This is a genomic window from Acidovorax sp. KPB24-03 (assembly GCF_057546605.1).
Map to the genome: position 1 here is coordinate 16,754 of NZ_BAAJYR010000005.1, position 25,112 is coordinate 41,865.

Sequence of the window (25,112 nt, forward strand, 5' to 3'; positions counted from 1 at the left end):
TAGTCTTGCCGCCAGAAGGTCAATCGATGTCGGTTGGCCGCTGGAGAGGGATTCATGAGCACGATCAAGGGGTTGCGCATCCTGGTGCGCCTGAAGAAGCGGCGTGTCGAGCAGAGCGAAGCGGCATTGCAGGAGAGCGCCCGGCAGCGCGATCGCGAGCAGGCCGCGCACGAAGCGGCCGTGGCCGAGGAGGCGCAGGTGCGCCAGGCCGAGAGCGACCTGCGCGGCCGCATCGCCTCGACCACGGAGCGTCCGCAAGGCTTTCATGCGCAGGACGTGGTGACGCTGCAAATCCTGGTCAAGGAGGCGGAAGTGCGCAGCGCCGATGCCGGCAAGCTGACGCAGCGCGCGGCAGCGCAGGTGGAAGCCGCCGTGCAGCGGGTGGCCGAGCGAGAGTTCGCGCTGCGGCGCGCAACGCAGCAAATGGAGGCGACCGAGGCCCGGCTGGAGCGGGCCGTGCAGGAGGCTGAACGGGCCCAGGAGGACGCGCAGGACGAGGAGGCAGAGGAAACGGCCGTTGCTCGCATGCTGGCCTGCTCCCGTGCCGCTGCGCGCACGCGATTGCAGTTGGCGCGCGGCGCCAGGGCATGAGGTGGCGATGGACCCCTCCATGCAGCAGGGGCTGGGCCTTTTCCAGCTGACCCTCGATCTCAAGGGCTTCTTTGCCGTGCTGGCACTGTCCACTGCGCGCATCTATGCCGCCATGCTCGTCATGCCGGCGACGAACGACATGCTGCTGTATGGGCGCACTCGCGGTGGGCTCGTGCTTGTGCTGGGCGCCTTTGTGGCCTGGGGCCAGCCGACCGAACTGCTGCATTCGCTGACCGCCGTGGACATGGCGGTGCTGGTGCTCAAGGAGGGCGTCATCGGAATGCTGATCGGGTTCGCGGTCGGCACCGTCTTCTGGGTGGCCGAGAGCGTGGGCATGCTCATTGACAACCAGACCGGCTACAACAACATCCAGCAGACCAATCCGCTCAGCGGCCAGCAGAGCACGCCGGTGGGCAACCTGCTGTCGCAACTGGCCATCGTAGGCTTTTACATGCTGGGGGGCATGCTGGTCTTCATCGGCCTGCTGTTCGATTCGTACGAGTGGTGGCCGCTCACGGGCGTCATGCCCAGTTGGTCGGTGCTGATGGAGCGGTTCCTGCCGACCGAAGTCACCAACTACGCCGAAACCGTGCTCAAGATCGCCGGACCGGTGATCGTGATCCTGATGCTCATCGATCTGGGCATCGGCTTGCTCGGCAAGGCCGCAGAAAAACTGGAGCCCAACAGCCTCGCGCAGCCCATCAAGGGGGCGACGACCATGCTGCTGCTGGTACTCCTGGTGGGCGTTTTCTTCCAGCAGGTGCGGCCGCAACTCACGATGCGGCCCGTGGCCGAGCGCATCAAGCGTTTGCTGTCGCCTGCGGCCTCGCCCCCTGCCTCACCCCAATCGCCGGCGGTGCCCCATGGATAACGCTGAGGGCAACCGGCAGGCCGCGCAGTCCCGCCTTCGCAGCTGGACTGCCAGCCTGTCCTGTGCACTGGCGGCGCGCCGATGCGCTGTGTCGGTGAGGTGTGGACGGCCCCTCGTGCCGTCGCGCCTGCAGTGTCCCAGTGAGGTGCACCGCGGGGCCGGGGTTTCCCACCACGTGTCGATCCGGTCGCCACCGCAGTCAGTCGCTTTCTCTGAACCCACGCCGTCGCGCAACACGGTGGATCCCTTCGCCGCATTTCTCTGTCTGAGCCGCCATGGGGTGGACAGCTTTTTTTTTCACTTTGCCTTAAGGAGTCAGTATGTCAGTCAATTTCCAAACCCAGACCACCTCCCGGTTCAACAACAACCTGGACTCTCTGTCGGACAACCAACAGAACTCTTCCCAGAAACTGCAGGACGAACTGCTCCAGCTGGTCGTGCTGGTGCTGCAACAAGTCATGAAAGCGATGGACAAAGACGGTTCCGACAGCAAAGCGGGCGGCACGGATGGTGTGTCGGGCAAGGGCGGCGCGGGCGGCGCCAACGGAGGCGGCGGCGCGAACAAGGGCCAGGGCGTGGCCGGCCTGATCCAGCAGTTCGGCGAGTTGCTGCAGCAGATCGCCAAGTCCATGGAGCAGAACTCGCAGAAGAATCCTGCCAGCGATCTGGCCAAAAGCATTGCCGACAAGCTCGGCGGCGGTGGCGGCAACACGCTCGATGAAATGGGCAAGGACAGCGGCAGCGGTGGCAACCTGCTGGAGCAACTGGGCGAAAGCTATCTGCGCCAGATCCTGGACAAGATGACCACAGGCGGCACGGGCAGTGCCGGCGGCACGGGGCAAACCAATGGCGGCGGCAGTGGTGGCGACGGCAATACAGGCGCCAGCGACATTGGCGATCTGGCCAAGCAATTCATCGAAGCACTGCTGTCGGGTGGCTCGGGTGCGGTGGAAGACCTGGGCAGGAAAAACGGTACGGGTGGCACCGGAGGCACGAACGGTGCCGGCGGCACTGGCGGCACTGGCGGCCCTGAGGGCGCGGACGGCACGCAAAGCGGCGACGGCCAGTCGTCGATCCAGCAGCTGCTGCAGGTGCTCGAGCAGATTCTGCAAATCCTGCAAACCCTGCAGGGCGGAAAGGCGGAAGGCTCTGGTGGTGGCGGTGGGGCCGGCGGCACCAAGGACTCTGGCGGCACCAGCAATGCCGGTGGAACTGGCGGAACTGGTGATTCCGGTGGAGTCGATGGAACTGATGGTGCAAAAGGGCAGGGCTCGCCGGGCGACATGCTCAAGCAATTGGTCGAGGCCCTCATCAAGGGCGACAGCAGCGCATTGGACAAGCTGGCCAATGGCGACAAGCAAAATGGTGGCGCACAGGATGCAACCCAACAACTGATGGAGTTGCTGCAAAAGCTGATCGAACTCCTGACGGGCAAGAAGCCGGACGAGTCCGATAGCGAGTCGGGTGGAGGCGGTGGTGGCGGCGGCACGCAGCCTTCTGCTGGCGGTGGCGGCGGCACGCAGCCTTCTGCCGGTGGTGGCGGCGGCACGCAGCCTTCTGCTGGTGGTGGCGGCACGCAGCCTTCTGGTGATGGTGGCGGCACGAAGCCTCCAGTGGGTGATGGCGGCGGTACGGAAAAGCCTTCCACCGACAAGCCTTCCACGACGGGCCCTTCTACCGGCACCAAGCCTTCCGAGACCCCTTCCACTACGGGTTCTGGCTCTGGCGGCAAGGTAACTAGCATTCCACCCGCCAGCGGCGAAAAGATCGTCAATGAGCCCATTGTGGTCAAGGCCGGTACCACCTTCGACGGCGGCAACGTGCATTACAAGGCGGGGCCTGCTCTTGGGGACGGCGGCCAGAGCGAGAATCAGAAGCCGGTATTCATCCTGGAACCCGGTGCTACCCTTAAGAACGTCCAGATTTCCGGCGGCGATGGCATTCACACCCAAGGCAACGCCACCCTCGACGGCGTGTTTGGCCGCGATGTGGGTGAGGACTTCATGACGAAGAAGGGCGAAGGCGACGTGGTGTTCAAGAACGGCGGCGCGGCGAATGCCACCGACAAGACGTTCCAGCTCAACCACGGCGGCGCCTTCTCCATCGACAACTCCTTCTTCGATGGCACCAGCAAGCTGGTCCGCACCAACGGTGGCAAGGACTTCGCGACCGACATCTCGATCACCAACTCGACGATCAGGAACGTCAAGGAAGCCGTGGTGCGTACCGACGCGACGCAGGCCAACATCAAGCTGGCCAACAACGACATCGTTGGCGCGCCCCACGATGTGCTCGCACCCGCAGCCACCAAGGTGGAAGGTGCGGAAAACCGCGGTACGAAGGCCTTCACGGGCTGATGAAAAAGAGGCTGGAAGTCTGCTGCGCCATGCCAGCGGATCTTCCGGCCTTGCTTGGCCACAGCGGCTGGTGCATGCAGGCGTTCGCCTGCCCTGCCAGCCGCTGCGCCTGCGTGCGGCGCATCCCGCCGCCACACGGCCTGCTGCCTCGTTTTCAGCAGCAGCGGCAGTGCAATGTCTTTCCGTCGGTGCCACCTCCGTGCCCTGATTTCTCTCCCACACCCCCCACTCAATTCGTCATAGGACACTCCCATGAGCGCCCCATCCACCGTTGCCCGCGTGCCCGAGGCCGCGACGCGCGCCCAGATCGATTTCCTGACCCAGTTGGCCGTGCACATCGGCCTGCGGGCGGAAGACGGCCTTCTCCTGGTGGCCCCGCGGGTTATCAGCGGGCCGGCCGGCTTGGCCGGCCGTTTCCACTTGCACCCCGAGCATGCCGCGGTGCTGCCCGAAGTGCTGCTGCCGGTCGCGGCGCAAGAGCTTGCCGGTCCGGAGGTCTTGAAGCTTTTGACGCTGCAGGCCGTGGTCCTGAAGGAGTTTGGCTGGTATCTGGGAGCATCCGCTGAGGGCATGCTGCAGCTCAGTTCGCTGTCCTGGATCGAGGCGCCTCAAGACGCGGCCACCGCCATGGACATGCTCAATGGCATCGGGGCCAGTGTGCTTCAGGCACTGCTGGACGAACCCGCGCCAGCGCCTTCCTCGGCTTGAGACCGGCGGACTCTCCGTTTCACGAACTTCTGGACCCAAGGACACTCCCATGGACCACCCGAACATCACTGGCCGCAGCATCCGGACCATCCCCCATCGGACCGATGCCAACACCACGGCCGCCAGCCACACGAACGAGCGGCCCCCGACGCAAACGCTCGAGCACCAGGGCTTGAGCCCGCGCGCCACGCCAGGCAGCACCGAGTCGGCCACTCCGGTGCGCCGGACAGTGTTGCCCGAACGGAGCACCAACTCCCCGTCGGCGTCCGGAAGCTACGTCGCCATCGACATGCCATCTCCGAATGAAAGCCTGGCCAATGCCGGGACCTCCCGCAGCTGGATGGAGACCATTGGCCAGACCTTGCAGTCGGGTGGGTGGCGCATGGCGCAAGGCGTGGGGGCTGCATGGACCGGCGCCCATGCCCTGGCGGGACAGGTGGGATGGCGAGGCCAGACGCCAGAGCCCGCGACGGCCCAGGCGGCCGATGTGCAGGCGCCGGTGCAAGACATCGCCGTCGACAGGGTGGATCTGGAGGCCAGCATGCCGCATGTGGTCGTCGACCCCCCGACCTCAGACCGTACCGCTCTGTCCGCGGGCGACCGCTTGGTGGCCTTCCTGCGTAACATACCGTTTCGCACAGAAAACGAGCAGCAGCGCGAAATGGCGGCAGTGTACGAGGAATGGGCCCGGCAGCATGCCGATGCGCAGGAGGCTGCCGGGGCCGGGGGCTACTCGCTGCGGGCTGGCGATGCAGCCTTGCCTGCAGGGTACGATTTTGGGCGGCAGTTGTTGAGTTCGATGGCGCGTTCGCCTGCCACCAATGCGATGGCCACCGCGATCGGTCCACGCTCGGGCCTGAACGCCGAAGGCCAATCGGTGAACATCGGAGAGTTGAGCAACCAGTACGACCCGGCGCTCGCAGGCGGCACCCTCGGGGGGCTCACCGCGCACATGGTCGATACCACGTTGCTGTCGGCCATGGACCGGCGAGCGGCCTTGGCCAACTTTCCCCAGTTCAAGGCCATCGATCCTCACGTGCTGGTCCCCGACCCTTGCCCAGTACAGATCCGGGTGGTGAACGAACGCAAGGAGTTCTGGAGGCCGGTGACGGCAGACTCGCTCGGTGGTCCGCGGCATTTGCCCACGATGAACGAGCTGAAGGCCCAGGCGGACCTGCGGCGCAAGTCGGTGACCGCGCTGCAGGTGGCACTGGATGGCAAACAGTGGGGGGTATTGGCCCAGCCGCTGATGACGGCGGGCTTCAATGTGCTGCGCCGGCAGGTGATGCCGATCTACGCGTTCACCAATCCCGCCTTGGTGTTCGCGCACTCGCTATGGGCTTCGGGGCTCGGAGGGGGCGTGACCAAACTGGCATTGGGCATGGGCAAGTCAGTGGCCTATGCGAATCTGGACGATTTCGCCGGAGGAACGCGAAAGGCCAACGTGTTTGCCAGAAGCTTGCCCCAGCCCGGGTTGCCAGCGGCGGGGCTGGCCGACATCAAAGGTTTGCCTGGCTATGGAGCGGAGGTGGCCAAGGAAACGCTGGCATTGACGCAGCACTTTTGGGTCGGCCCCTGGCGCACCAGCGGATCATGGTTGCCCAATGGCGACGACGTTCGTGCCCGGATCAGCGACATGGGCCGGTCGCTGGCGTCCAATGTGATGGCGGGCGTTGCCTCGACCGGCATCGGCGCCTTGGTCGGGCAATTGGGGCGGGGCGGCTCCAATTCCGCCTTGCCAGGCGAATCCCTGCGATCGCAGGGCTACATGCTGCAGCAGGCTGGCCAGAGCTCCTCCAACGATTTTGTCTGGCAGGCGAGCAAGGAGTACCTGGGCGGTGCATCGCACAGCCTGACGGACTCCCTGGACAAGTGGCGAGACAACAAGCTGGTACGGCTGTCAAATGCGGCGTATCACGCGCAGAATGGTTTGGTGGCCCTGGCTGAAGAGCTGCAGGGCGTGATTTCCGAGCAGGGGGGCGATGACGCGATGTACCTCAGTGCGGCGATTGACACGCTGGCTGGACTACGGGACGCCAGCAAGCCGGAATTGGCCGACCTGCAGATCGCTCAGCAGCTGTTGCGAGGCGGTGCGGCTGGCGCTGGTATCCACCGAGGCGAGATCGCGCAAATCCAGGGAATGGTCGATCAGACCCTTCGCACCCTGCAGCACCGGGATGAACTGACCCATTGGGTCAAGCCCAAATCCGATTGAGTGAGGGAGTGGGGGCCCTGCGGGCTGGCAACTGTTGCCTGCCCGACCATCGGACTGCACGCCAAGCCGAAGCAGGCATGCCTCAACGGCCGGGCCCTGCCCTGGCTTTGCGGCAGGAGCCTTCGGTTGATCCGGCGCTGCCGGAGTTCCTCAACCGAGGGCCGTCATCAATGCGCGATGCGTTTGCGCATACGCGCGGTTTCCCCGCTCGGAAAACGGGTTGCTCCAGAGGTCCAGCGATGCCAGCGTGCGGTTGCCAGCCAACGCATGCGCGCCCGACTCGCCGATCCGGTTGCGGGCCAGATTCAGCTTCTGCAGCCGGGGATTGGCCGCCAGGGCCCGGGCACCGCCGGAGCCGATCTGGTGGCCCTCCAGATCGAGTTCGGTCAGGCAGGTGCTGGCCGCCAGGGCGCAAGCGCCGGCTTCCGTGATCTGCACGGTGCCGGCCATGTCGTTGCGCAGGACCAGGCGCGTCAGCGTGCGGGAGCGGCCCAATGCGCACGCGCCGGCATTGCCCACCTGGCAACTGCCCACATCCAGGCAGACGAGGGACGGGGCGTCGGCCAGCGCCTGGGCACCTGCATCGCCAATCGGGTTGTGGCGCAGGTCCAAGGTGGTCAGGGCGGTGTGCTGTGCCAGGGCTTGCGCACCGGCCGTGCCGATGCCGTTGCCCGATGCCACCAGTGTGTGCAAACGTGGCATGCGCGCCAGAGCGCCAGCGCCCTGGTCCCCGATCCGGTTGCGTTGCATGTTCAGCGATTCCAGGAACGGGTGTGCCGCCAGGCTGCGGGCACCGTCTTCGCCGATCAGGTTGCCGCCCAGTACCAGGTGGGTCAGGCTGCGGTTGCTGCCCAGCGGGGCAATGGCCGGGTCGCGCAGCCGGTTGTCGCTCAGGTCGAGCGAACGCATGCCGTGGCTGCGGGCCAGGGCGCGGATGCCTTCGGCGCCCAACGTTGGGTTGCTGCGCAGCTCCAACACCTGAAGGTGGGGGTTGGCGGCCAGGGCGGTGGCGCCCGCATTGCCAATGCCGCAGTCGTTCAGCCGCAACGTTTGCACGCCGGGGTTTCGAGCCAGCGCGCGAGCGCCTTCATCGCCAATCGGGTTGTGGCTGAGGTCCAGGCAGCGCAGCGTGGGATGGCCTGCGAGGATCGCGGCGCCTTGCGCATCGATGTGAAGATGGCGGGCCGTGAGCGAGCGCAGATCCAACTGGCAAAGTTGTGCAAGGCCTGCGGAACTGATGCCTTTGCAATGCAGCAGTTCCAGCTCCTCAAGCGACCCGGGCAGGTGCTGCAGATCCGCGTCGCTGAACTCACCCCGCAGCACCATCTTGCGCAACCCGGGGAAAAGTCCGTCCTCGCAGATGTCGAGCAGGCCCTGTGTGCCACGCACCACCGGCACGCCAGCCTGCCCCTCGGACAGGTCCCGCACGGGGTGCTCGGCCGGCCGGGCGGCTGCTTGCTTTGCGGCAGGCGCCAAGGACGCGCCACCCATGCGATGGGACGATGCGCGGCGCAGGCGATGGGCGCTGGAGGCCTTGGCGCTCAGCCAGGCGAAGAGGCCGCCCGCTACCGGGCGCAGTTCTGTAGGGGGGCTTTTCAGGATAAGGCTGTTCATGGCGTTCTCGCGTTGATCGGGATGCCTCCAGGGTAGGCAGCCATACCCAGCGCAGGCAGCCGGCATGCGAAGCGATCGACCGACAAGCGAGCGGGCCAGGCCAGCGGTGGCCGATTGCACGGGGTGTCATCAGCCTTTCATACGGGCTGGCGATCATCCGACCCCATGTCTTTCGATATGCAGATTCGGCGCGCTGCGCCGGCGGGCTCCTGGATGCCGTCGCGCAGCGTGCGTTCGCCAGCCATGGCGCCCCAGGGCATTGCTCAGGTGGCGAGCAGGCCCCGTGCGCGGTTTTTGGGGCTGGACGACATTCCGCAATTGCTGCGCCTGGAAGCCCGGCAATGGACGCCGGAGCAAGCCGCCGACAAAGCGGCTCTGCGCAGTCGCATCCTGGCCCATCCCGATCTGTGCGTGGGTGCGTTCTGCCCGAAAACAGGAGAGGCGCTGGCGTCGCTCTTCATGAAGCCGGCCTGCCGCGAGGCGTTGGTGGCCGCCCGGTCCTGGCACGATTGCGCAGGACAACCGGTCGGCGCGAAGCCTGGCCGCAGCCTCTTCGGGATCAGCCTGACCAGCGTGGACCCGGAAGCGGCCTGCCAGTTGATCCGGTTCTTCTGGCCCCATGCGCTTCGGCATGGCTGGCGCGACATCTATCTGGGATCGCCAGTGCCCGGATTGCGCCGGGCCTTGCAGGAAGGGCTTGCGCCCGATGCGGAAACCTATGTGCATTCGCGCCGCGGCGGCCTGCCGGCCGATGCCCAGCTGCGGTACTACCATCGCAAGGGCTTTCGCGAGATCGTCGGCGTGCGGCCGGACTACTTCCCGCATGCGGAATCGCTGGACCACGGCGTTCTGCTGCGTGGTACCGTGCCGCTCGCGGCGGCATGGCCGCTGTGGCGCATCCTGCCGTTTGCGGTGCTGCGACGTGCCACGCACTGGGCCGGAGCGCTGCTTTGAGCGCTACGCAAGCCCGTGTGGTGCCCTGGAATGGAGACATGTTCCGCACGCGGTTCTTCGACGCCCTGTCGCTGTTGCTGCCGTCCGGCGAAGCCTTCGTGATCGATGCCATCTCCGATGCGCTCCAGGCCGACGGCGGGCAAGGCGTCTCGGCTCCCGCATTGCGTGACGAGGCCCTGCGCTTCGTGCGGGAAGAAGCCACCCACCAGCGAGCGCACCGCCGTTACAACGAGCGCCTGGCGCAGACCGGCGTGCCGGTATCCAAATTGGAGGGGCGGGTCGCGGCGGCGGTCCAGGACCTGGCCGGTCTGCCGCTGCCGACACGCCTGGCGCTGGCCGAGGCGTTCGAGCACCTGACTGCGCTGCTCTCAGCGCAGGTGCTGCAGGGAACGGCCTGGCTGCAGGGCGATGGCCGTGAGGCGCGGATGTGGCGCTGGCATTGCGAGGAAGAGGTGGGGCATCGCCATGTGGCCTCCGATGTGGCCCGCGCGTTCGGTATTGGCCATGTCCGGCGTGTGGCATGCCTGGCGCTGGCGGCGCTGTACCTCGGCATCGATCTGTCGCGCCTGCTGACGGGGCTGTTGTGGCGGGACATGGTTGACGGCCACGTGCGCCCGCTGGGCCTGCTGGGGCAGGCAGCGCGGTTCGCATGGCGCACGGCGCCCGGCGTGGGCCGCATGGCCATCGCTTCGCTCGCCGGTCTCTTGCCCCGCCGCCTGGCCTGACCGTTGGCCGGATCCCGGCTGGCGGGCCGTGGGGTCAGCCGTTGGCCACGTGTGCCAAGGTGCCCACCGATCGGTCGAAATCCCAGAGATCCGATGTGGCCTGGTTCAGGAAATCCAGGATCTGGGGCATTTTCTGCATGGCCTCGTCCGCGAGCGCATCGTTGCCGGGCTTGTATTCCCCCATCTGCACCAGCGGTTCGATCTCGTCGTATTTCGCCATGAGGCGGCGAAAGTGCCCCCCAGCCTGCTGATGGTCCTTGGGCACGATCTGCGACATCACGCGGCTCAGGCTGCCCAGCACGTCGATGGCCGGGTACTGGTTGCGGGCCGCGATCTTGCGTGACAGGATCATGTGGCCGTCCAGAATGCCTCGCACTTCTTCGGAGATCGGGTCGCCACCGCTCTCGTCCTCGTAAAGGATGGTGTACAGCGCCGTGATCGAGCCCACCGCACCCATGCCGGCCCGCTCCAGCAGGCGGGGGATCTCGGCGAACACCGAGGGCGGGAAGCCGCGCCGCGCAGGGGGCTCGCCCGCAGCCAGGCCGATTTCCCGCTGCGCGCGGGCGAAGCGCGTGAGCGAGTCCATCATGAGCAGTACCTTCAAGCCCTGGTCCCGGTAGTACTCGGCCACGGCGGTGGCCACATGGGCTGCTTTGGCGCGTTCGCTGGACGACCGATCGGAGGTGGCGCACACCACCACGGACCGCGCCATGCCTTCTTCACCCAGAATGAACTCGACGAATTCGCGCACTTCGCGGCCCCGCTCGCCGATGAGCGCGATCACGCTGATGTCGCACTCCGTGCCACGTGCCAGCATGCCCATCAACGTGCTCTTGCCAACCCCCGCCGGCGCGAAGATGCCCATGCGCTGGCCTTCGCCCAGGGTGAGCAGGGCATCGATGGCCTTCACGCCGGTGGGCAAGGGGTGCTCGATCATTTCCCGCTCCATCGGCGTGGGCGGAAGGGCGAACACCGGGCGCCGCTCAAGGCAATCGAGCGGACCCTTGCCATCGATGGGCTGGCCCAGGCTGTCGATCACCCGGCCCAGCAGCTTGGGTCCCACAGGGACGGACAGCACCTCGCCCAGGCCGACCACCGCCGAGCCGCCCCGCACGCCGAGGATCGATCCGAACGGTGACAGGATGCTCTGGCCGTTGGCAAAGCCGATCACTTCGGCGGCCTGCAGCAGGCCACCGCTTTCATCGAGCACATGGCACAGCTCGCCGAGCTTGGCGTCCAGGCCGGTCACGCGCATCAAGGTGCCGATCACCTCGACGACCTTGCCACTGCGGCGAACGATGGTCGCGGAGGCAATTTCCTGCTCCATCCATTGGGGCAGTCCGGAGACTTCAAGCATGGTGCTTTTCCTCGTCGTCATCGTCATCGCCGTCGCCGGCAGTCCCGCTCATCGGGTCCAGGGTTTCGAGCCAGTCCACCGCATCGTCGTCGTTGTGCAACGGCTTGGCGGATGAGAACCAGTTGGGCGAGTCGTCTGCCCTCTGGGCCAGAGGCGGTGCAACGGATGCCAGGGTTTGCTCGGGCACCGACTCTTCGGTGTCCAGCGGGTCCTCGGCTACGAGAGGCTCCTCCGCTTCCGCTTCCGCTTCCGCTTCCGCTTCCGCTTCCTCGGCTTCGGCTTCGGCTTCGGCTTCGGCTTCGGCTTCGGCTTCGGCTTCGTCCGCCTCCAGCCACTCCGTGGCTTCGTGGGCGGACGTCAGCTGGACCTCATGCAAAGGTTCCATCTCGATCTCTTCGGGGTCTGGCGGCGTGCTGGCTTCCTGCGAAGCATTGGCCATCGCCAACCGGGTGGCCCGCTCCAGTGCAGAGCGCACGCCAGCGAGCTGCACACCGAGGCTGGTGTCGAGCCGGCCGATGTCGGACTCGAAGATGCAGGAGCCCAGCGCGAGCGATGCATCGGTCTCGACGCGCACCTCGGGCTCGTTCGGCCCACGCACGGCCGAGGCGATGGCGGTGCGTGCCGCTTCGGCCTCGTCCGGATGAACGCGCAGGCTGGCCGTTCCTGCCTGGCGCAGCGCATCCTTCACGGTCCACAGGGCGCGCTGGAACAGGGCTTCGCGCGATTCGGATTGCACGATGCGCTCGACGGCCAGCGCGACCACGCCGGCCAGTTGGGTGTCCATGGCGTGCCAGGCGGCTTCATGCGTGGCCTTGAGCTGCGCGAAGCGGCCATGCCACCGCGCGGCGGCTTCGCACTCGCCGTGGGCATAGCCCAGCTCTCGCTCGGCAGCCGCCTCGCGCCGTGCCTCGTCCACCAGGGCTTCGGCCTCTTGCCGCGCCTGCTGCAACAGGGCCTGGGCCGACTGTTCGGCTTCGTCGGCGGTGCGTTGAGCCTGGGCCCGGGCTTCCTCGCGGATGGCGGCGCATTCATCCCGGACGCTCTCCAGCAGCCCCAGTACGCCGGTCACCGTGGGGATTTCATGGGCCCGGAGGATGCCGGTGTCGGTGCGCAGCTGGGCGCGGTTCGGGTTGGACCAGATCAGCATGGTGTGCCTTCGAACAGCGATTCCAGCCGCTCCAGGCGGGCATGGGCCGGGCTGAGTGCCGCCGGCACATGCCGGGCGCGGGGCTCGTCCTGCCGCGACAGGGGCAGAGACAATCGGGCCAGCCGGCGCAATCCCCGGTCGGGCCACACGCCTTCCCGCACCAGTTCGCGGTAACCGACCCAGGCCCATGCGAGGGGTGTCCACGATGCGACTTCACTGGGCACGGGTGTGCCTTCCTGAAGGCCTCGCAGGGCCCCGTAGGCCGGCCCCAGGCATTGCTGCAGCGCGGCCCGCGACGTGCGCTCGACGCAGCAGCGCAACACACCGGGCCGGCCCATCAGGGCGAGAGCGCACAATCGCGACAGCATCTTTGTCCGGTCCATCAGCGCAAGCCGGCTGGCAGGGTGCTCCAGGGAGGGCAGGGGAGGCAGGGGGCCACAGCTGCGTTCATACAGCGCAATGGACATGCGCTGTCCCACGGCACCCTGGTCCCAGTCCTGGGCGGATTGCGCCAGGCCGAGCGGGGCGCGCCAGCTCGGGTCCATGCCTTCGTGCAGGGCTTCGAGCCGCAACTGGAGCGCCTGCGCCAGCGAGGCAAGTTGGCTGGCCCGGCTCATGGCCGCCGCCCCAGGCCATCGGCCGTGTCGGGGAGGGGGGTCATGCCGAGGCTCCCGCGGGCGCCGTGGCCGGCGCGGGGGTGGGTTTGGGCGGCCTCCACGGCAGGCTGCGATGCGCTGGCTTCCTTGCGCCGCAGCGGCGCTGGCAGCCAGGCGGGGCGCTTCCAGGCCAGCCATCCACCCGCCGCGGCAAGGACGAACAGCAAGGCGGCCAGGCCGATCCACAGGCTGTTGTTGGACTCTTCCTTCAGCACGGCAGGGCTCAGAGGCATGCCTGGCACGAGTGTGACGGTCACGTTCTCATAGGCCAGCCCTTCGACGCTGCGTGCCACCATGTTCTTGATGCCGGCGACCAGCCCTGCCAGGTTGGCGCTCTCGCGGTACTTGATGAAGACCGAGGCGCTGGCCGGCTTGACCGAGGATGCCAAGGGGTCGTTGTTGGGCAGCACGATGTGCACCCGTGCGGTGACGACGCCGTCGATCTGCGACAGCGTGGCCTCCAGCTGCTGGGCCACACCATAGATGAAGCGCACCCGCTCCTCGGTCGGCGTGGAGATGAGGCCTTCCTTCTTGAACATCTCGCCGAGCGTGACGTGGCGCTCGCGGGGCAGGCCATAGGACCTCAACACGGTCAGCGAGCGCACCACATCGTCCTGGTCGACCTGCACATTCCAGGTCTTGCCGGCATCCGTGGTGGCCTTGCTCACCTGCACGCCGCTTTCCAGCAGGGCGGCCACCATGTCGTTGGCATCGGTCTCCGTCTGCTTGGTGTAGAGGTCCGTCTTGCAGCCGGTGAGGGCCAGCAGCAGTAGCAGCGGGATCAGCGCGCGGCGCGCGAACTGGCGATAGGTCGCCGCGCGGGAGCAGAGGGATGGCGCCATGATGGATGCTTCGCTGAAAGGGGTTTATTGGTTGCGCATGAGCGTCTGCAGGCCGTTCTTGGCGGTTTGCGCAAGGCTGCTCATCGCCTGGACCTGGAAGTGGGTGCCGGCGAACTGGTACATGAGCGTGACTTGGTACGGTGTCAGGTCTACCCCGGGGGGCTGTTCGATGGTTGCCTGCATGAGTGCTGCAGTGTCCTGCATTCCCTTGCGCATGGACTCGTCCTGATTGATCAACATCTTGCCCAGTGTGGAAGGGCCTTCGACTTCCACGGAAGACGGTGGTGGCGCGTCCTTCATCATGCTGGCGAATTTTTCCGCGAGGGCGCTCATGTTCATCGTGGGGGCAGATGCCTGTTCAAAGATCAGGGAACTGGATGCCTCGCTAATGCTGCCAATGGGGGCCATGGTGAATTCTCCAGGAATGAATGGATCAGGCGCGCATGAACATGAAAGGCATCTGGAAGTTAGACACACTCGCGGTTTCGTCAGGGCCCTGTGCTTCGGCGGTGCCCTGAAAGTTTCCGGAAGCCCTGTCTCTGTTTTTGATCAGCCCACTTACCAATTGGAGTGCGAAGGGGCTGGCACTTCCTTGCTCCAACTCGTTCAGGGTAATCATCCATCCGCTGTCGCGGAGCAGGAATTGGCAGTTGGCAATCATGCCTTTTGCTGAATCCCATTCCGTGGGATGGTTTTCGAGGCCGCGTACCAGTTGGATGCATTCACGATAAGCACCGCGGCGGAAGGCGATCCAACCGGCGGTGATGTCGAGTTCCGCAAGTTTTGGCCGCAGTATGCGAATTCCGGCCAAGAGGTCCGATGCTTCGTCCGGCATGTCTTTGTCAATGACCTGATAGACCAGTTTGATTAAAGCGGAGACAAATTCCTTGCGCTCAAATTTCGGGTTCATGGAGTACTCCTTCTAAGGTGTGGGTGGCATGGAGCCGCGTGCATCCTTGCACCAACTTCGGTGCATGGTCCGCCTCAGCGTTCATTAATACGAAGTATGAAGCGCAAGCCAAAATGACCACGATCGTTGTGGTAACTGGGCCATCGCCTGCAGCCTTGAATGGAGGATGTTCGAAGTCCATGGAGGTTGGATTTTTATCCGTAAAGGCCGGTGCTATTAGTTCGCGCTTTGTGCCAGCTTTTCGGTAATGCTTTTAGAGTGTTTTTGAAATGTTTCGGCAACGCAAGACACCAAAGTGCTCCTGCCTTTTTTCAAACTTTCTCTGACTTGCACGTCGGTCAAGTCATCTTGAATTTTCTGCTGCCGATTCAGATCGGCTATCAGCGCTTGCGTCTTACCATCTGGTGCAGAAATCATTTTTTACTCCGTAAAATTAAATCGACACGAGTTGCGCGCCGTGTCATGGTGACCGCAAAGCACTGATCAGATCGAGTTGAGATATAGAACCTGCTCGCCACAATTAGGTCAGAGGCAGAGGCGGCGCTGCGCCGTTGGCAGATGGCCGATACGGCGCGGCGCGGCGCGTTTTTATGCTTGTCCTGCCAGTTTTTCGGCATTGCCCTTCGCGTTCTTGCCGTACGCTTCCGCCATGGACGATCGCACGTTGTTCTCTGCTTGTTTCTCTTGGTTCTTGATTTGCGCCTTCGTCAGGGCATTTTGATTTTCTTGCTGTTGATTCATTTCACGAATCAGGTCATTGGTCTTGCCGTCAGCGCCGTTGGTACGAGTCGTCATGTCTAAGCTCCTAAATATGCGGAAGATTCCGCGTTACTGAAGGCCACACCGCGTGACCTTCATTCGTTGAGGCATGTCGGCGGGATGCCGGCATGCCAATTCTGTTAATGAAGGGCCACCCTTCGGTCCTGCTGGCCCACGTACTTCAGCACCCCGAAGGCGGCTTCGCGCACCTCCTGGTCTGCGTGGGTGGCCAGCACGTTGTCGATCCAGTAGCGCCAGCCCCGGTCGCCGCCAAAGAGCATCGCGACGGCCATGGCGATCTTGTTCTCGCCGTTCTGAGGTTCTTCCTCGATTCGCGCTGCGAGGGCCTCCCGCGCTTCGCCCAGCTGGCCGGCCATCGCCATGGCAACGGTGCGGTACAGCGAGTAGCCGTGGGTGTCTTCGAGCGTCATCTCGACGGTGGAGTGGATGGTTTGCGCGTCTTCGCCCACCCGGTAGATCGTGCCCAGCAAGCCCACGGTCATGAGGTTGCGGTAGATCACCGGATATGCGCTCTTGGCCGCGGTGGGTGCTTCGAGGACCAGCATGGAGGGGCTCCTTGTGTCTCAGACGGCCAGGGTGGTGCCGTGCAGGGTTTCCCAGATCCGCTGGATCACGCGCTGCGACGCGTAGAACGCCTGGATCAGTTGCGAGACGAGCTGGCGTTCCGCATCCACCTGAGTCGCTTTCAACATCGCGCTGCTCTCATCTGCGATCTCGGCGAAGTAGCGGATCATGGCCCGCGCACGGTCGCCACTCTTGTCCTCGGTGAGCGCCTGGTCCAGATTGGCGAGGTCGCTGAAGATGATGGATTCGTTGGAAGCAGTCATGGTGTTGGCGTTCGTTGGGTGAGGGGTTAACGGGAAACCGACCAGTCGTTGGCGGCCAGGCTCTCTGCATTCGGCGGCGAGAGGTGCTTCACGCCGTCGCGTGTCTGTACGTACTGCAGGTCCCCGGTGTTCATCAGCGCGCTCATGCGCTTGACGCCTGCAGGGGGCAGTTCTGCTGCGCTCACGTCGATCCGCTTGACCAGCGGTGCCAGGTCGGACGCGATGCGCGTGGCGCTGTCCTTGAGCGCCGACAGGTTATGTGTGTCGCCGGTGACGTTGAAGCGCCCTTCGCCCAGGTGGTGGACACGGAGTCCCGGGCGTGCAATCGCGTCGGCGATGCTTTGCTCCACTTCGGTGCTCGTCGCATACGCGTGCACGATGCGTTCTGACTTGAAGGGTGCCAGCAACTGGCGTACCGTATCGGCATCCGAGGCTTCGGCCAGCAGGCCGCGCACGACGACGCCATCCGCCTGGGCCATCACCTCCAGACCGGAGACCGGGGCCGTCGCCAGAGCGCGCTGAACCCGCACCAGGAGCGGCTCCTTGGGCACCGCCTCACGGGCGACGGCGTCGGTGGCGGGGCGATCCTTCTTGGAGGGGGTCAACGGCGCGACGGCCGCGCTCAGCGCCGCGGTCATGAGCGCGGTTCCCACCACTGCCGAAAGCACCACCGGCGACACCTTGCGGCGCTGGGGAACGACCACGGGGACCTGGCTGAGACGGGCGATCAGATCGACGCTGGCGGGCCAGGTGGCGTTGCTGGGTCCGGTGGACAGCACGATGTCACCCATGCGATGAGGAATGAAGTCCTCCATGGGAAGCCATGCCGGTGCAGAGCCTTGTGGCGACAGCGCGAACTGAATCATTCCGTCCTCTCCTGCTTCGATCAACATCGCATCCGAGGTCCAGTCGGTGAGCTGGATATCTGCTGCGTCTTCCGCGCTGATCAGGTAGCGCGTTGAGGTCAAATTTATCTGTGCGCCGGCATGCTGGCCGGTCAGTATGCGAAGCTGCTTCATGGCTTGCGAACCTCGTTCAAAAAGGCGACAGGGGCGGCGGGCGAGCCGTTGTTGAGAAGGCGCGGCGTGATGAGGAAAAGCCGCTCGGTGCGCTGCGTCTGGCGCTCGTTGTTGCGAAATGCCCCGCCCACGAGCGGCAGCTTGGAAAGCCCGGGAACGGCGTTGTTCTGGGACTGCTCCGACTCCACGGTGATGCCCCCGATGAGCAGGCTCTCGCCCTCGCGCACATGGGCTTCGGTGCGGATCTCGGTTTTCTTCACGATGGGGACCTGGTCCACCACGTTCGTCTCGAACGCTCCGTCTTCGATGTAGAGCGTGAGCTTGATGTTGTTGCTGCCGTCCATGCGGGTGACCTGCGGCGTCATCTCCAGCAGTGTGCCGGCCTCGATCTGGAACAGGTTGGCTTCCAGATTGCCGGCCACCCGCACGGTGGCCACGCGTTTTTCGCGCATGACCGCGGTCCGGTTGGCGACGCCCATGACGGACGGCTTGGACAGCACGCGGGCCTTGCCCTCGCCCTGCAGGGCGTTCACGCGGGCCAGCAGATGGCGGCCCGCGTCGGCCACGATCGTGCCCAGCGCCGCGGCAGGCATGAGGCTGTTGGACAGGTTCATGCTGATGTTGGTGTCGCTGCCCCGCAAGGTCCAGTTCACGCCCAGCGCATCCACGCTATCGGAGTTGACCTCGATGATGGTGGCCTCCAGTTCGACGAGCTGGGGTTTCTGGTCGAGCCGGCGGATCAGGGTCTCGAACTCCGCCATGCGGTCGGCACGCCCGAAAACCACGACCGAGTTCGTGCCCTCGTCGGCCTCGAAGCGCGGCTGGTTGTCTTCTTCGGGGTTCTTCGCGGGGGGCGTCAGCGGCCGCAGTTCGGAGGCCGGCGTGCTGGCGTCCTGGTTGGTGGCGCGCGGCAGCGGTGGCAGGAACTGGTTGGCCGAAGGCAGGGGGATGTAAGCACCGAGCTTTTTTTCGCGTGGTGTCTCCGTCCTTGTCCATGAGGCGTGCCAGCGGGGTGGCATTGGGGGTGTCTTTTTCGCGTTCACCATACAACTTGCGAAGCATGGTTGCTACGCCTGGCACGGTGGCATTGCCAACGGCCCGGTCGCCTGCAGAAGCGAACTGCAGCCCAAACACACGGACAGTGCGGGCGTTGTTGTCCGTCACGCCCGCGTCGAGCGCCTCTAGTGCGGAACTTACGAGTTCTAGGTGGCGTGGCGGGCCGGACGCATACAGTGTGCTGTTGACTTCGTTGAAGCGGATGGGGTACCGCTTGTCACCCAGGTCGAACGACTGCAGCAGTTCGGCCACTTGTTCGCGGTTGAAGCCCTTGAGCCGGAACATCCGGCTTTGCAAGGCGCGGCCCGGGTAGAAGTACAGCGCCGAGCCGTCGTGGTACCACAGCAAGTTGTAGGCGCGTGAGACGCTGTCCAGGAATTCCCGTGGCTTGAGATCGAAGTTGGCATTCACCACGCCTTCCACGCCGTCAGCCACGATGGCAGGGGTTCCCCGACTGGCAGCGAAGTCCTGCAGCACGTCCGAGATCCGCTTGTTCTCCGCCCGATAGACGAAGCGGCCTGTCTCCCAGGGAGCCATTTCCGAGGTGCTGGGCGGCATGGGCAGAGTGAGCGCGGCAGACAGCGGAGTCGCCCGGGCGGATGGCATGGCCACTGGCCGGGTGGACACGGAGGCATCGCTTTGGGTGCGTGCCGGCGTCAAGGCGGTGAATGGGCCTGTGGCGTAAGCGAGGCCAGACAGGCTGCCTAGCTGCTGAGACATTTTCATGTAGCTCGGCGAGGGTTGCGCAAAGGCGGCCCCGGTGAGGGACAGGGCGAGCAGCACAGCGGCGAGGGTGTCGCAGTGAACGGCGCCCATGCCGCAGGCCGAGAAGGCGGATGGCTTGCGTGGGATGGGGGCGGTGGATTTCAACGCGTACTCCGGTTCGTTGGGCTGGCAAGCGAAGAGTAGGTGGGGGAGCCCACCGGTGCGCCCGTGAAGGCGAACAGACGGACAGTGGTGCGAAGGCTGCGTGCCAAGGGCTCTGGAGTCCTTGCCCAATTTCTTCCCGAAGTGATCGACATGGCGCTTACAGCGGTTGTGAGGCTTGTGCTTCGCCTTTCCGGTCATCGTTTCGACTATTGAGTCAGCGTTGCCGCCCGATGCGGCTGCAATGGGCGCAGTTGTTCGTGCCTTCGCGAAAAGCGGATTTGCATGTTCCCTGGCACCGCCTCAATTCCCAAAGGAGAAGACCGATGAAATCATCTCAGCCTGCCGTACTTGACTTGCGCAGCGAACCCTATACGCGTGGCTATTACCGCGTCCTTTCCCCTGCACAGATGAGCGTGGCTCTGGAGTCGCGCGGTGTGTGCGGGCCCGATCTGTCGGCCCCTCTCAACTGCTTTGAATTGGGAATGGGTTTTGGCTTGCCGTTGGTCGCGCATGCCGCGTGCTTTCCACACATGCGCTTTTACGGCAACGATTTCAATCGCCAGCATGTCAGCTATGCGAGCCAATTGGCCAAGGATGCAGGCTTGACGAACGTAGAGGTTTTTGAAGATTCCTTCGAAAAACTACTTGATCGTGATCTGCCCCCCATGGACATCATCTCCATGCACGGCGTGTATTCTTGGATATCGCCGACGGTACGCAAGATGGTGGTGCGGTTCATCGCAGAACGCTTGCGCCCGGGGGGGGGTGTTTTATGTCAGCTACAACGCGCTGCCCGGCTGGGCTGCCCAGATGCCATTGCGGGAACTGGTCAACTTGCATGGTTTGCGTCAAGTGCCTGTCGGTGCAACGCCGGTCGAGCGCCTGTCACAGACCCTCGATTTTCTGGATGACTTCGCGCGTGTGAATCCGACGTATTTCGAGCAGGACCTCTCGGTGCGAGCGCGTTTGGGCGGCTTGCGGAGCCTCGATCCACACTACGCCGCGCATGAGTATTTCAATCCGGATTGGCACCCCATGCATTTCCACCAAGTTGCCAATGAGATGGCGGATATCGGCCTGGAATTCGCAGCGCCTGCCTTGTTGTCTGAACAGGTGGACAACGCAATCCTTTCCCAACCCACGCGAGACCTGCTGAGTTCAGTTGGCGACCCGGTACTGCGCGAGACGATGCGCGACTTCGTTCTGAACAAGTCTTTCCGGTGGGACCTCTACACCCGTGGAGCCCCGCTCGCGAGTGTGGAACAAGCCGACCAATTTCGTAAAGACAGGGCCTGGATATTGTCGACTGCGCGAAGCGAGGGCAAAACGGGCCCACTGGTCGAGGCGACCACGATGTACATGGATGCTCCCACCACGTGTCGTCTGCTGGATGTGTTAGCCGAAGGTCCTGCGACTGCCCGAGAGCTGTCGCTCCAGCCTGGACTCGAACAACTGGATGCGGACTACATCGTGGATGCGCTGCTGCTGCTGGAGGACGAAGGCCAGGTGCATCCGGCGCTGCCTGTGGCATTGCGAGACAGTGCACGGGATTCGGTACGCCGGTTCAATACGGCTGTCATGCAACGCCCTGCCGACGATGGCCTGCATTACCTTTCCTGCAGTGCAAGTGGCCGGGCCATGGGCTGGTCAACGATTGCCCTGGCGCAGATTCGCGCGGCCTACCAGGGCGCGTTGACTGTAGACGACATGGTTCTCGCCATGCGGCCCCGGTTCGAAGGCGATGGCGATGGCCAGGTGCCGGCCCAGCAGCTGGCGCACAGCGCCGGCCGCTTCTTTGCCAGCCGTGCCCCGGTGCTGCGCCACCTGGGGCTGTTGTGATGGTGCGCTGGCAGCGTCACGCGCTGGTGGCAGCGGCGGCGCTGCAGGCGTGTGGCGCCAACGCACTCATCGCCTACGACTGCTGGGTGAAGGGGCCGGAGTCCGATCCGGTGCGCGTGGCGTTCGACATCGCCAAGCGCTACCCGGCCATCGTGGGGCAATGCCGGGCGGTCGAGCTGCCCGACCCGCCGGCCGACCCGGCAGACGCGGACGATCCCGTGGCCAGCGCGGCCGCCGTGGCGAGCGTGCGCGTGATCCGTGCCCCACGCACTGCTGGTGCCGTGCCGTCCGGCGCGGTCTGGCCCACGGCGATGGTGACGCCCCGTTGGCGCCACGAAGCGCTGTGGCCAGTGATCGAGTCGGCCGCCACCCGCCATGCCATCGACCCGCACCTGGTCCAGGCCGTGATCGAGGTGGAGTCGGCCTACGCGCCCAACGCACGGTCTCCCAAGGGCGCGCTGGGCTTGATGCAGCTGATGCCGGCCACCGCCGCGCGCTTTGGCGCCCCGTCCTCCGCCGACCTGTTCAAGCCCGCCGTCAATGTCGAGACCGGGGTGCGCTATCTGCGCTTTCTGGCCGACAAGTTCAGTGGCCAGACTGAACTGGTCCTGGCTGCTTACAACGCGGGCGAGGGGGCGGTCGTGCGGCACGGCTACAAGATTCCCCCTTTCGCGAGACGCAGGATTACGTGCGCAAGGTGCTGGACAGGTATCCCGCCACCCGCTGATTTCCCTGATTTCCACGAGGGCCGCGACATGATCGCCGGCCCTTTTTTTTCGTTCGCTCGGCAGCGGCGGGCAAGAAAAAAGGACGATGGCCTGGGGCATTGCCCAGGCCATCGTCCCCATTGCGTCTTCGAGGGGTCGGTCAGGCCTTGACGGAGACCTGGACGCTCACGCTCACCCGCAGCTCGATCTGCACGATGCGCTGCTGCTCACGGGACTGAAGGCCCTGAAGCACCTGGGCCAGCAACTGGAGAATGCCGGCGCTCGAAGCCGGCGTGCCACCCACGCCAGGCACTTCGCCGCGCGCGCGGCCAGCAGATTGCCGACACCCGATCTGCCATCCGCGCCAGGCACATCGTGGGTTTCGATGGCCTTGTAGGTGTCGGGGTTCTGGAGCATGAACTTCGCGGCTGCCGCCACTTGGGGCGGTGCCTTGCCGCTCTCGGCGAGCTGGTAGAGGCGGTCCGGTGTCATGTCCTTGCCGCCGAAGGCCTTCGCCAGCAGTCCGGAGTGGCATTCCAGCATGTGATCGGCCAGGATGCGCGCGGCGCCTTGCCCGTCCAGCGGCGATGGCTGCACGGGCCGGGTGGGCCGTGAAGCGCCGTTGGACTGCGCGGTCCCCTGGCCCGTGAGCAACTGCAGGAGTTGCAGCAGCGCATCAAGCACGGAGCGGCTCGCGCCTGCGGTGCGTTGCGCCGAGCCGCCTTCGACGCCAGGGATCTCGCCGCGCGCGGCCGCCAACAGGTTGCCCAGGCCGGACTTGCCGTCGGCGCCTGGCACGTCGTGCGTCTCGATGGCACGGTAGACGTCGGGGTTCTTGAGCATGAACTTCGCGGCGTCGGCGACCTCGCCTTGGCCCTGGCTCAGCTGGTAAAGGCGGTCGGGCGTCATCGCGCCGCCTTCCTGCAGCAGCAGATCGGCCAGGGTGTGCGCAGCGCTCTGGCCATCCAGTGGCGGCCGGGTGTTCGAGGTGGCCTTGAGCAATTGCACCAGCAGTTGGAGCAGTGGCAGGAGGGCCTGTGCGGAACCGCCGGCCCGGCCCGGAACACCGGGGATCTCGCCGCGGGCGGCGGCCAGCAGGTTGCCCAGGCCGGACTTGCCGTCGGCACCGGGCACGTCGCGCGTTTCGATCGCGCGGTAGGTGTCGGGGTGCTGGAGCATGTACTTCGCGGCTTCGGCCACCTGGCCCTGTCCCTGGCTCAGCTGGTACAGGCGGTCCGGCGTCATGGGCTGGGTCTTGGGCAGAAAGCGCTTGCCGAAGAGGTGGAGCGCGCCACCGGCTTCCTGCACCATGTGGTTAGCCAGGACGCGTGCCGCGCTCTGGCCATCCAGCGGTGGGCTTGGCTCCGCGTGCGCCTTCAGCAGCTTCAGCAGTTGCTGCAGCAGCTTTTGCAGGCTGTCCAGGGAGTCCGTTGCGCCCTTCACGGCAGGGATCTCGCCGCGGGCGGCGGCCAGCAGGTTGCCCAGGCCGGACTTGCCGTCGGCACCGGGCACGTCGCGCGTTTCGATCGCGCGGTAGGTGTCGGGGTGCTGGAGCATGTACTTCGCGGCTTCGGCCACCTGGCCCTGTCCCTGGCTCAGCTGGTACAGGCGGTCCGGGGTCATGGGCTGGGTCTTGGGCAGAAAGCGCTTGCCGAAGAGGTGGAGCGCGCCACCGGCTTCCTGCACCATGTGGTCGGCCAGGACGCGTGCCGCGCTCTGGCCGTTCATCGGCTGGGCCTGCGCCGGCTGCGGCTGACCGCCCTGGCCCTGGAGCTGCGCCAGCAATTGCCGCAGCAGTTGCAGGACGCCGCCCCGGGCGCTGGAGGCCTGGCCGCCCACGCCGGGGACCTCGCCCCGCGCGGCCGCCAGCAGGTTGCCGATGCCGGATTTGCCGTCCGCGCCAGGGACGTCATGGGTCTCAATCGCGCGGTAGACATCGGGGTTCTGGAGCATGAATTCCGCAGCCGCCGCCACCTCGGGCGAGGCTTTTCCGCCCTCGGCCAGCTGATACAGCCGCTCGGGCGTCATCGCCTGGGGCTTGAACAGGCGTGCCAGCGGCGACGCGTTCCCCTGGAGCATGTGATCCGCCAGGATGCGGGAGGCATCCCGCGCGTCCATGGGCGGCTCGGCAGGGGCGGACCGTTGCTGGGCGCGGGGTGCCACCGGCGCCACACGCTCCGGGTCGGCCAGGGGGCTGCAGCGTGGAGCCGCCGGTGGGCTGGGGCGACGAAAGCCCTGAAAGGGCGCCCTGTGCGGCCGCCTCGAAGTCGTCCGATTCCGACAGGCCGTCGGCTGCGCCCCCGTCGTTCGTCTCGATCTGGCGATAGGACTCGGGGTTCTGGAGCATGAACTTCGCCGCCGCCGAGACGGTGGGCGAGGTGTCGCTGTTGGGCCGTTTGGCCAGTTGGAAAAGCGTGTTGGGGTCGATGGAGGGCACATGGTTTTGCCGCATGAAGGCCGCGATGGCGCCGGAGGCGGCCTGCTCGTTCATGGGGACCGCGCTCTCTGGCGTGCTGTCCTGCAGTTGCGCGTCGTAGCCGCCGCGCGCCGCGAAGTCGAAACTGGAGACGTCCGCGGTACCGTCACCGCCGGAAGGGTCCAGCAGCGCGTAGACATCCGGGTGGGTCAGCATGAAATTCGCCGCTTCCGAGACGTCCTCGGGCGTTTGGCCCGAGGTGTTGCGGGCCAGCCCGTAGAGCCCATTCGGCGTCTGCGTTTCGATGCCGTTCTGGTGCATGTATTTCGCCAGGGCTGCCGCGGCCTCCTTGGTCTGCGCGGCCGTGTTGCCCGCCGTCTTGCCGGGCTGGGAGCGCCCGATGGTGATGCTGAGAGAGGCTGTGTAGCCGTTGACCGTGGTGTTCATGGACGCCGCCTTCGTTGGACAACGGAGGCGACCGCTTGCGGCCACGCTCCCTGCCAGGGTTGAGAAAGGTGTCTCGGAGTTCGAGACGGAATGAATGGGAAAACGTTGTGCTTCGCGACCCCGAAAATCACTGCGTCGACAGCGGTGCCGCGTGGATCGGATGCGGCCTGCAGCAGGCCTGCCACGGGGCCCGGACCCCTGCGG

Annotated in this window: 24 protein-coding genes and 1 pseudogene; 10 read left to right on the forward strand and 15 right to left on the reverse strand. The window is 65.5% G+C overall.

The window, feature by feature from the left end; all coding sequences use genetic code 11:
* The first annotated feature begins 54 nt into the window (after positions 1-54).
* The 5 genes from AC27KI_RS01855 to AC27KI_RS01875 all read left to right on the forward strand — a co-directional run bounded on the left by AC27KI_RS01855 (position 55) and on the right by AC27KI_RS01875 (position 6,742).
* Positions 55-591, forward strand: a complete 537-nt coding sequence (locus tag AC27KI_RS01855) for a type III secretion protein (protein WP_487088142.1) — start codon at positions 55-57, stop codon at positions 589-591.
* A 7-nt stretch (positions 592-598) separates the two neighbouring features.
* Entirely contained in the window at positions 599-1,462 is an 864-nt protein-coding gene (gene sctT / locus AC27KI_RS01860) for a type III secretion system export apparatus subunit SctT (protein ID WP_284394248.1), read from the forward strand.
* Between the two features lie 320 nt (positions 1,463-1,782).
* Positions 1,783-3,819 carry a pectate lyase gene (locus tag AC27KI_RS01865; protein ID WP_487112285.1) on the forward strand — a complete coding sequence of 679 codons (2,037 nt, stop codon included), beginning with the start codon at positions 1,783-1,785 and terminating at the stop codon, positions 3,817-3,819.
* A 252-nt stretch (positions 3,820-4,071) separates the two neighbouring features.
* Complete coding sequence (locus AC27KI_RS01870; RefSeq protein ID WP_284431029.1) at positions 4,072-4,527, forward strand: hypothetical protein; 456 nt, start codon at positions 4,072-4,074, stop codon at positions 4,525-4,527.
* Positions 4,528-4,699: 172 nt separating this feature from the next.
* Positions 4,700-6,742, forward strand: coding sequence for a hypothetical protein (locus tag AC27KI_RS01875; protein WP_487112287.1), 2,043 nt, complete (start codon positions 4,700-4,702; stop codon positions 6,740-6,742).
* A gap of 150 nt (positions 6,743-6,892) precedes the next feature.
* Here the strand turns inward: AC27KI_RS01875 and AC27KI_RS01880 are convergent, their stop codons facing one another.
* On the reverse strand, positions 6,893-8,356 hold the full coding sequence (locus AC27KI_RS01880) for a leucine-rich repeat domain-containing protein (protein WP_284431031.1): 1,464 nt from the start codon (positions 8,354-8,356) through the stop codon (positions 6,893-6,895).
* 294 nt (positions 8,357-8,650) lie between these two features.
* Here AC27KI_RS01880 and AC27KI_RS01885 point away from each other — a divergent pair, with 294 nt between their 5' ends.
* Both AC27KI_RS01885 and AC27KI_RS01890 read left to right on the forward strand, forming a co-directional pair.
* Complete coding sequence (locus tag AC27KI_RS01885; RefSeq protein ID WP_487088134.1) at positions 8,651-9,310, forward strand: hypothetical protein; 660 nt, start codon at positions 8,651-8,653, stop codon at positions 9,308-9,310.
* Positions 9,307-10,035 (forward strand): metal-dependent hydrolase, encoded by a 729-nt coding sequence (locus AC27KI_RS01890; protein ID WP_284431033.1) that lies wholly within the window; start codon positions 9,307-9,309, stop codon positions 10,033-10,035. Before AC27KI_RS01885 ends, AC27KI_RS01890 begins: the two co-directional genes overlap by 4 nt.
* 34 nt (positions 10,036-10,069) lie before the next feature.
* Here the strand turns inward: AC27KI_RS01890 and sctN are convergent, their stop codons facing one another.
* The 13 genes and pseudogenes from sctN to AC27KI_RS01955 all read right to left on the reverse strand — a co-directional run.
* Positions 10,070-11,392 carry a type III secretion system ATPase SctN gene (gene sctN, locus AC27KI_RS01895; RefSeq protein WP_284406600.1) on the reverse strand — a complete coding sequence of 441 codons (1,323 nt, stop codon included), beginning with the start codon at positions 11,390-11,392 and terminating at the stop codon, positions 10,070-10,072.
* On the reverse strand, positions 11,385-12,539 hold the full coding sequence (gene sctL / locus AC27KI_RS01900; RefSeq protein ID WP_487112289.1) for a type III secretion system stator protein SctL: 1,155 nt from the start codon (positions 12,537-12,539) through the stop codon (positions 11,385-11,387). Before sctL ends, sctN begins: the two co-directional genes overlap by 8 nt.
* The gene (locus tag AC27KI_RS01905; RefSeq protein WP_284406598.1) at positions 12,533-13,156 is read right to left on the reverse strand and encodes a type III secretion protein HrpB4; all 624 of its coding nucleotides are present in this window, start codon (positions 13,154-13,156) and stop codon (positions 12,533-12,535) included. The genes sctL and AC27KI_RS01905 overlap by 7 nt, the downstream gene beginning before the upstream one ends.
* Positions 13,153-14,037: a type III secretion system inner membrane ring lipoprotein SctJ gene (gene sctJ / locus AC27KI_RS01910; protein WP_487112291.1), complete on the reverse strand. Its 885-nt coding sequence runs from the start codon at positions 14,035-14,037 to the stop codon at positions 13,153-13,155. Before sctJ ends, AC27KI_RS01905 begins: the two co-directional genes overlap by 4 nt.
* Positions 14,038-14,061: 24 nt before the next feature.
* Complete coding sequence (locus AC27KI_RS01915) at positions 14,062-14,445, reverse strand: type III secretion protein (protein WP_487089550.1); 384 nt, start codon at positions 14,443-14,445, stop codon at positions 14,062-14,064.
* 25 nt (positions 14,446-14,470) lie between these two features.
* Positions 14,471-14,947 (reverse strand): HrpB1 family type III secretion system apparatus protein, encoded by a 477-nt coding sequence (locus AC27KI_RS01920; RefSeq protein WP_487112293.1) that lies wholly within the window; start codon positions 14,945-14,947, stop codon positions 14,471-14,473.
* A gap of 216 nt (positions 14,948-15,163) precedes the next feature.
* Entirely contained in the window at positions 15,164-15,364 is a 201-nt protein-coding gene (locus AC27KI_RS01925) for a hypothetical protein (RefSeq protein ID WP_487089552.1), read from the reverse strand.
* Between the two features lie 171 nt (positions 15,365-15,535).
* On the reverse strand, positions 15,536-15,742 hold the full coding sequence (locus tag AC27KI_RS01930; RefSeq protein WP_487089553.1) for a hypothetical protein: 207 nt from the start codon (positions 15,740-15,742) through the stop codon (positions 15,536-15,538).
* 104 nt (positions 15,743-15,846) lie between these two features.
* Positions 15,847-16,272: a hypothetical protein gene (locus tag AC27KI_RS01935; protein ID WP_487089554.1), complete on the reverse strand. Its 426-nt coding sequence runs from the start codon at positions 16,270-16,272 to the stop codon at positions 15,847-15,849.
* An 18-nt stretch (positions 16,273-16,290) separates the two neighbouring features.
* A complete protein-coding gene (locus AC27KI_RS01940) occupies positions 16,291-16,554 on the reverse strand; it encodes a hypothetical protein (protein ID WP_487089555.1) in 264 nt (87 codons plus the stop codon).
* Between the two features lie 26 nt (positions 16,555-16,580).
* The gene (locus AC27KI_RS01945; RefSeq protein WP_487089556.1) at positions 16,581-17,573 is read right to left on the reverse strand and encodes an HrpD5 family protein; all 993 of its coding nucleotides are present in this window, start codon (positions 17,571-17,573) and stop codon (positions 16,581-16,583) included.
* Positions 17,570-18,592 (reverse strand): type III secretion system outer membrane ring subunit SctC, encoded by a 1,023-nt coding sequence (sctC, locus tag AC27KI_RS01950; RefSeq protein ID WP_487089557.1) that lies wholly within the window; start codon positions 18,590-18,592, stop codon positions 17,570-17,572. The genes AC27KI_RS01945 and sctC overlap by 4 nt, the downstream gene beginning before the upstream one ends.
* A 211-nt stretch (positions 18,593-18,803) precedes the next feature.
* A pseudogene (locus AC27KI_RS01955) lies at positions 18,804-19,697 on the reverse strand (hypothetical protein); the annotation flags it as partial.
* A gap of 125 nt (positions 19,698-19,822) precedes the next feature.
* On the opposite strand from AC27KI_RS01955, the gene AC27KI_RS01960 reads away from it, so the two are divergent.
* From AC27KI_RS01960 to AC27KI_RS01970, 3 genes are read left to right on the forward strand one after another with little or no spacing between them, the layout of a single operon-like run.
* A complete protein-coding gene (locus AC27KI_RS01960) occupies positions 19,823-20,410 on the forward strand; it encodes a class I SAM-dependent methyltransferase (RefSeq protein WP_487112295.1) in 588 nt (195 codons plus the stop codon).
* Complete coding sequence (locus tag AC27KI_RS01965) at positions 20,310-21,338, forward strand: methyltransferase regulatory domain-containing protein (RefSeq protein WP_487112297.1); 1,029 nt, start codon at positions 20,310-20,312, stop codon at positions 21,336-21,338. Before AC27KI_RS01960 ends, AC27KI_RS01965 begins: the two co-directional genes overlap by 101 nt.
* Positions 21,338-22,216, forward strand: a complete 879-nt coding sequence (locus AC27KI_RS01970; protein ID WP_487089559.1) for a lytic transglycosylase domain-containing protein — start codon at positions 21,338-21,340, stop codon at positions 22,214-22,216. The genes AC27KI_RS01965 and AC27KI_RS01970 overlap by 1 nt, the downstream gene beginning before the upstream one ends.
* Positions 22,217-22,237: 21 nt before the next feature.
* Here AC27KI_RS01970 and AC27KI_RS01975 read toward each other — a convergent pair whose 3' ends face one another.
* Positions 22,238-24,124 carry a hypothetical protein gene (locus AC27KI_RS01975; protein ID WP_487112299.1) on the reverse strand — a complete coding sequence of 629 codons (1,887 nt, stop codon included), beginning with the start codon at positions 24,122-24,124 and terminating at the stop codon, positions 22,238-22,240.
* Positions 24,125-25,112: the final 988 nt, after the last annotated feature.

Bases quoted from the DNA above. Each gene is read 5' to 3' on its own strand.
- AC27KI_RS01855 (WP_487088142.1), top strand. From the start codon at position 55: ATGAGCACGATCAAGGGGTTGCGCATCCTGGTGCGCCTGAAGAAGCGG.
- sctT (WP_284394248.1), top strand. From the start codon at position 599: ATGGACCCCTCCATGCAGCAGGGGCTGGGCCTTTTCCAGCTGACCCTC.
- AC27KI_RS01865 (WP_487112285.1), top strand. From the start codon at position 1,783: ATGTCAGTCAATTTCCAAACCCAGACCACCTCCCGGTTCAACAACAAC.
- AC27KI_RS01870 (WP_284431029.1), top strand. From the start codon at position 4,072: ATGAGCGCCCCATCCACCGTTGCCCGCGTGCCCGAGGCCGCGACGCGC.
- AC27KI_RS01880 (WP_284431031.1), bottom strand. From the start codon at position 8,356: ATGAACAGCCTTATCCTGAAAAGCCCCCCTACAGAACTGCGCCCGGTA.
- sctN (WP_284406600.1), bottom strand. From the start codon at position 11,392: ATGCTTGAAGTCTCCGGACTGCCCCAATGGATGGAGCAGGAAATTGCC.
- sctL (WP_487112289.1), bottom strand. From the start codon at position 12,539: ATGCTGATCTGGTCCAACCCGAACCGCGCCCAGCTGCGCACCGACACC.
- AC27KI_RS01905 (WP_284406598.1), bottom strand. From the start codon at position 13,156: ATGAGCCGGGCCAGCCAACTTGCCTCGCTGGCGCAGGCGCTCCAGTTG.
- sctJ (WP_487112291.1), bottom strand. From the start codon at position 14,037: ATGGCGCCATCCCTCTGCTCCCGCGCGGCGACCTATCGCCAGTTCGCG.
- AC27KI_RS01915 (WP_487089550.1), bottom strand. From the start codon at position 14,445: ATGGCCCCCATTGGCAGCATTAGCGAGGCATCCAGTTCCCTGATCTTT.
- AC27KI_RS01920 (WP_487112293.1), bottom strand. From the start codon at position 14,947: ATGAACCCGAAATTTGAGCGCAAGGAATTTGTCTCCGCTTTAATCAAA.
- AC27KI_RS01925 (WP_487089552.1), bottom strand. From the start codon at position 15,364: ATGATTTCTGCACCAGATGGTAAGACGCAAGCGCTGATAGCCGATCTG.
- AC27KI_RS01930 (WP_487089553.1), bottom strand. From the start codon at position 15,742: ATGACGACTCGTACCAACGGCGCTGACGGCAAGACCAATGACCTGATT.
- AC27KI_RS01935 (WP_487089554.1), bottom strand. From the start codon at position 16,272: ATGCTGGTCCTCGAAGCACCCACCGCGGCCAAGAGCGCATATCCGGTG.
- AC27KI_RS01940 (WP_487089555.1), bottom strand. From the start codon at position 16,554: ATGACTGCTTCCAACGAATCCATCATCTTCAGCGACCTCGCCAATCTG.
- AC27KI_RS01945 (WP_487089556.1), bottom strand. From the start codon at position 17,573: ATGAAGCAGCTTCGCATACTGACCGGCCAGCATGCCGGCGCACAGATA.
- sctC (WP_487089557.1), bottom strand. From the start codon at position 18,592: ATGCCACCCCGCTGGCACGCCTCATGGACAAGGACGGAGACACCACGC.
- AC27KI_RS01960 (WP_487112295.1), top strand. From the start codon at position 19,823: ATGAAATCATCTCAGCCTGCCGTACTTGACTTGCGCAGCGAACCCTAT.
- AC27KI_RS01965 (WP_487112297.1), top strand. From the start codon at position 20,310: ATGCCATTGCGGGAACTGGTCAACTTGCATGGTTTGCGTCAAGTGCCT.
- AC27KI_RS01970 (WP_487089559.1), top strand. From the start codon at position 21,338: ATGGTGCGCTGGCAGCGTCACGCGCTGGTGGCAGCGGCGGCGCTGCAG.
- AC27KI_RS01975 (WP_487112299.1), bottom strand. From the start codon at position 24,124: ATGCTCCAGGGGAACGCGTCGCCGCTGGCACGCCTGTTCAAGCCCCAG.